Consider the following 4,435-nt stretch of genomic DNA (forward strand, 5'->3'; position numbering starts at 1 on the left):
TCGTCCCGGTGATCAGGCAGCTGTCCGCCGAGGGGGTGGTGGTCAGCGTCGACACGATGCGTGCCGAGGTCGCCAGGGCCGCGGTGGAGGCGGGCGCCCGCATCGTCAACGACGTGAGCGGCGGCCTGGCCGACCCGGAGATGCCGCGGGTGGTGGCCGCGACCGGCGTGACGTACGTGGTGATGCACTGGCGCGGCCACAGCCATGACATGTACTCCCGCGCCGTCTACGCCGACGTGGTCACGGAGGTGCGCGAGGAGCTGAGCAAGCGGGTGGACCTGGTGCTGGCCGAGGGGGTCACGGAGGAGCAGATCGTGCTCGACCCGGGCCTCGGCTTCGCAAGAACGCCGAGCACAACTGGGCCGTGCTGGCGGGCATCCGCGCCTGGCCGAGCTGGGCTTCCCGCTGCTCATCGGGGCATCACGCAAACGTTTCCTGGGGCGGCTGCTGGCCGATCCGACGGCACGCCACGGCCGTTCAGCCGCAGCGACGACGCCACGCTGGCCGTGACCGCGCTGGCGGCGCACGCCGGCGCCTGGTGCGTACGCGTGCACGAGGTAGGTCCCAACGCCGATGCCGTGCGCGTGGCCGCCGCATGGAAGAGAGCCGGAGCAGGCACATGAGCGTCGACACCGCCGCGATCGAGACGGTCAACCAGGAGTTCTACGCCGCCATTGAGAGCGCGGACCTGGACAAGATGACCGAGATCTGGGCCGAGGACACCACCGATGACCAGGTGAGCTGCGTGCACCCTGGCTGGACGTTGCTGACGGCCGCCAGGAGGTGCTGCGGTCCTGGGCGCTGATCATGGCCAACACCACCTACATCCAGTTCGTGCTGACCGACGTCAACACGACGGTGCTGGGCGACGTGCCGTGCTGACCTGCGTCGAGAACATCCTGACCGCCGGCGAGGAGGGCGAGGCCAGCTTCGCGGCGGGCAAGGTGGTGGCCAGCAACGTCTATCTCCGCACCGCGCAGGGCTGGCGGTTGTGGATGCACCACGGCTCGCCGGTTCTGCAGGGAGACGACGACGAGGAGGAGGAAGGCGAGCTTGAGCCTTGATCGCATCGCCCTGAAGGGCCTGCGGGCCGGGGCAGGCACGGCGTGCTCGCTGCCGAGCGGGAGCTCGGCAGGAGTTCGTGGTGGACGCGACGCTGTTCCTCGACACGGCGCCGGCCGCGGCCGGCGACGACCTGACCAAGACCGTCACTACGGGGAGCTGGCCAGGCCTGGTCGAGGTGGTGGAGGGCGAGCCGGTCGAGCTGATCGAGACGCTCGCGCAGCGGCTGGCCGACGTCTGCCTGGCCGGCGAGCTGGTGCACCGGGTCGAGGTGAGCGTGCACAAGCCGGCGGCGCCGATCCCCCTGCCCTTCGACGACGTGGTCGTCACGATCGAGCGGAGCCGCGCATGAAGGTGGTGCTCTCTCTCGGCAGCAACCTCGGGCGTCGCTTCCAGACGTTGCAGGGCGCCGTCGACACGCTGTTCGACGCGCCGGGGCTGGAGTTCGTCCGGGCGTCCCGATCTACGAGACCGACCCGGTGGGCGGGCCCGGCGGGCAGCGCCCGTACCTCAACGCGGTCGTGGTCGCCGAGACCACGCTCGCGCCGCGCACGCTGCTGGAGCGGGCGCAGAGCGTCGGAGAACGCCTTCGGCCGCGTCCGCGCGGAGCGCTGGGGGCCGCGCACGCTCGACATCGACCTGATCGTGGTGGGCGAGACCGTCTGCGACGACCCCGACCTCACGCTGCCGCATCGCGGGCGCACGAGCGCGCGTTCGTGCTGGTGCCGTGGTCGAAGCCGACCCGGAGGGTGCGCTGCCCGGCCACGGCCCGTGGCGCGGCTGCTGGAGGGGCTCGGCGACCAGGGCGTACGCCTGCGCGACGACCTGAAGCTGCAGAGGCCCGATTGAAGCCCACCCGCCCCGGCCCCTGGTCGGCATCGTCGTCGTCATCGCCCTGCTGACCTGGGCCGTGGTCAGGCAGATGTACTCCGAGCTGCCGCTCATGCCGTGGACGGCGATCCCACGGTGCTGCTGCTGTCCATCGGCGAGGCGTACAGCGGCTGGGCGACAAGGCCAGGATCGCGCGGAAGCCGGGCACGAAGCCGGTGGAGCGCTGGCGGTGGCGCGGCTGGCGGCGCTGGCGAGGGTGCGGACGTACGCGGGGCGGGTCGGGGTCTTCGGGCGGAGGTGCTCCGGAGAGGGGCGCAGACCGACCGCGACGCCGCGGGAGTTCGCGCGACGGCTCGCTTCGGTCGAGGTCTGCGCCGTTGGCAGGCGACCGCGCGAAGACCCGCCGAACACCGCGCGTCCGGAGCCTTGCCAGCGCCGCCAGCCGCGCCACCGCCAGCGGCTCCACCGGCTCGTGCCGGCTTCCGCGCGATCCTGGCCTTGGTCGCCCAGCCGCTGTACGCCTCGCCGATGGACAGCAGCAGCACCGTGGGATCGCCGTCCACGGCATGAGCGGCAGCTCGGAGTACATCTGCCTGACCACGGCCCAGGTCAGCAGGGCGATGACGACGACGATGCCGACCAGGGGCCGGGGCGGGTGGCTTCAATCGGGCCTCTGCAGCTTCAGGTCGTCGCGCAGGCGTACGCCCTGGTCGCCGAGCCCCTCCAGCAGCCGCGCCACCGGCCGTGGCCGGGCAGCGCACCCTCCGGTCGGCCTTCGACCACGGCACCAGCACGAACGCGCGCTCGTGCGCCCGCGGATGCGGCAGCGTGAGGTCGGGTCGTCGCAGACGGTCTCGCCACCACGATCAGGTCGATGTCGAGCGTGCGCGGCCCCCAGCGCTCCGCGCGGACGCGGCCGAAGGCGTTCTCGACGCTCTGCGCCGCTCCAGCAGCGTGCGCGGCGCGAGCGTGGTCTCGGCGACCACGACGCGTTGAGGTACGGGCGCTGCCGCCGGGCCCGCCCACCGGGTCGGTCTCGTAGATCGGGGAGCCCGGACGAACTCCAGCCCGGCGCGTCGAACAGCGTGTCGACGGCGCCCTGCAACGTCTGGAAGCGACGCCCGAGGTTGCTGCCGAGAGAGAGCACCACTTCATGCGCGGCTCCGCTCGATCGTGACGACCACGTCGTCGAAGGGCAGGGGGATCGGCGCCGCCGGCTTGTGCACGCTCACCTCGACCCGGTGCACCAGCTCGCCGGCCAGGCAGACGTCGGCCAGCGCTGCGCGAGCGTCTCGATCAGCTCGACCGGCTCGCCCTCCACCACCTCGACCAGGGCCTGGGCCAGCTCCCGTAGTGGACGGTCTTGGTCAGGTCGTCGCCGGCCGCGGCCGGCGCCGTGTCGAGGAACAGCGTCGCGTCCACCACGAACTCCTGCCCGAGCTCCCGCTCGGCAGCGAGCACGCGTGCCTGCCCCGGGCCCGCAGGCCTTCAGGGCGATGCGATCAAGGCTCAGCTCGCCTTCCTCCTCCTCGTCGTCGTCTCCCTGCAGAACCGGCGAGCCGTGGTGCATCCACAACCGCCAGCCCTGCGCGGTGCGGAGATAGACGTTGCTGGCCACCACCTTGCCCGCCGCGAAGCTGGCCTCGCCCTCCTCGCCGGCGGTCAGGATGTTCTCGACGCAGGTCAGCACGGCCACGTCGCCCAGCACCGTCGTGTTGACGTCGGTCAGCACGAACTGGATGTAGGTGGTGTTGGCCATGATCAGCGCCCAGGACCGCAGCACCTCCTGGCGGCCGTCAGCAACGTCCAGCCAGGGTGCACGCAGCTCACCTGGTCATCGGTGGTGTCCTCGGCCAGATCTCGGTCATCTTGTCCAGGTCCGCGCTCTCAATGGCGGCGTAGAACTCCTGGTTGACCGTCTCGATCGCGCGGTGTCGACGCTCATGTGCCTGCTCCGGCTCTCTTCCATGCGGCGGCCACGCGCACGGCATCGGCGTTGGGACCTACCTCGTGCACGCGTACGCACCAGGCGCCGGCGTGCGCCGCCAGCGCGTCACGGCCAGCGTGCGTCGTCGCTGCGGCTGAACGGCCGTGGCGTGCCGTCGGGATCGGCCAGCAGCCGCCCAGGAAACGTTTGCGTGATGCCCGATGAGCAGCGGGAAGCCCAGCTCGGCCAGGCGCGGGATGCCGCCAGCACGCCCAGTTGTGCTCGGCGTTCTTGGCGAAGCGAGGCCCGGGTCGAGCACGATCTGCTCCTCCGTGACCCCCCTCGGCCAGCACCAGGTCCACCCGCTTGCTCAGCTCCTCGCGCACCTCCGTGACCACGTCGGCGTAGACGGCGCGGAGTACATGTCATGGCTGTGCCGCGCCAGGCATCACCACGTAGTCACGCCGGTCGCGGCCACCACCGCGGCATCTCCGGGTCGGCCAGGCCGCCGCTCACGTCGTGACGATGCGGGCGCCGCCTCCACCGCGGCCCTGGCACCTCGGCACGCATCGTGTCGACGCTGACCACCACCCCCTCGGCGGACAGCTGCCTGAT

1 protein-coding gene and 7 pseudogenes are annotated in these 4,435 nt (G+C 71.7%); 4 read left to right on the plus strand and 4 right to left on the minus strand.

Annotated features, from left to right (window positions below):
• The 4 pseudogenes from folP to folK all read left to right on the plus strand — a co-directional run.
• A pseudogene (gene folP, locus KIS93_RS55730) lies at positions 1-623 on the plus strand (dihydropteroate synthase); the annotation flags it as partial.
• Positions 624-697: 74 nt separating this feature from the next.
• A pseudogene (locus KIS93_RS55735) lies at positions 698-1,064 on the plus strand (nuclear transport factor 2 family protein).
• Positions 1,054-1,414 (plus strand): annotated as a pseudogene (gene folB / locus KIS93_RS55740) (dihydroneopterin aldolase). Before KIS93_RS55735 ends, folB (KIS93_RS55740) begins: the two co-directional pseudogenes overlap by 11 nt.
• Positions 1,411-1,911, plus strand: a pseudogene (folK, locus tag KIS93_RS55745) (2-amino-4-hydroxy-6-hydroxymethyldihydropteridine diphosphokinase). The pseudogenes folB (KIS93_RS55740) and folK overlap by 4 nt, the downstream one beginning before the upstream one ends.
• 418 nt (positions 1,912-2,329) lie before the next feature.
• Here the strand turns inward: folK and KIS93_RS69390 are convergent.
• From KIS93_RS69390 to KIS93_RS55765, 4 genes and pseudogenes are all read right to left on the minus strand, one after another.
• Positions 2,330-2,536 (minus strand): annotated as a pseudogene (locus KIS93_RS69390) (DUF3180 domain-containing protein); the annotation flags it as partial.
• A 38-nt stretch (positions 2,537-2,574) separates the two neighbouring features.
• Positions 2,575-3,048 carry a 2-amino-4-hydroxy-6-hydroxymethyldihydropteridine diphosphokinase gene (locus KIS93_RS55755; RefSeq protein ID WP_246005522.1) on the minus strand — a complete coding sequence of 158 codons (474 nt, stop codon included), beginning with the start codon at positions 3,046-3,048 and terminating at the stop codon, positions 2,575-2,577.
• Positions 3,045-3,406, minus strand: a pseudogene (folB, locus tag KIS93_RS55760) (dihydroneopterin aldolase). Before folB (KIS93_RS55760) ends, KIS93_RS55755 begins: the two are co-directional and overlap by 4 nt.
• A 6-nt stretch (positions 3,407-3,412) precedes the next feature.
• Positions 3,413-3,838, minus strand: a pseudogene (locus KIS93_RS55765) (nuclear transport factor 2 family protein); the annotation flags it as partial.
• Positions 3,839-4,435: the final 597 nt, after the last annotated feature.

The organism is [Actinomadura] parvosata subsp. kistnae (genome assembly GCF_900323885.1).
Classification (GTDB): Bacteria; Actinomycetota; Actinomycetes; order Streptosporangiales; family Streptosporangiaceae; genus Nonomuraea; species Nonomuraea composti.

Bases quoted from the DNA above. Each gene is read 5' to 3' on its own strand.
- KIS93_RS55755 (WP_246005522.1), bottom strand. From the start codon at position 3,048: ATGAAGTGGTGCTCTCTCTCGGCAGCAACCTCGGGCGTCGCTTCCAGA.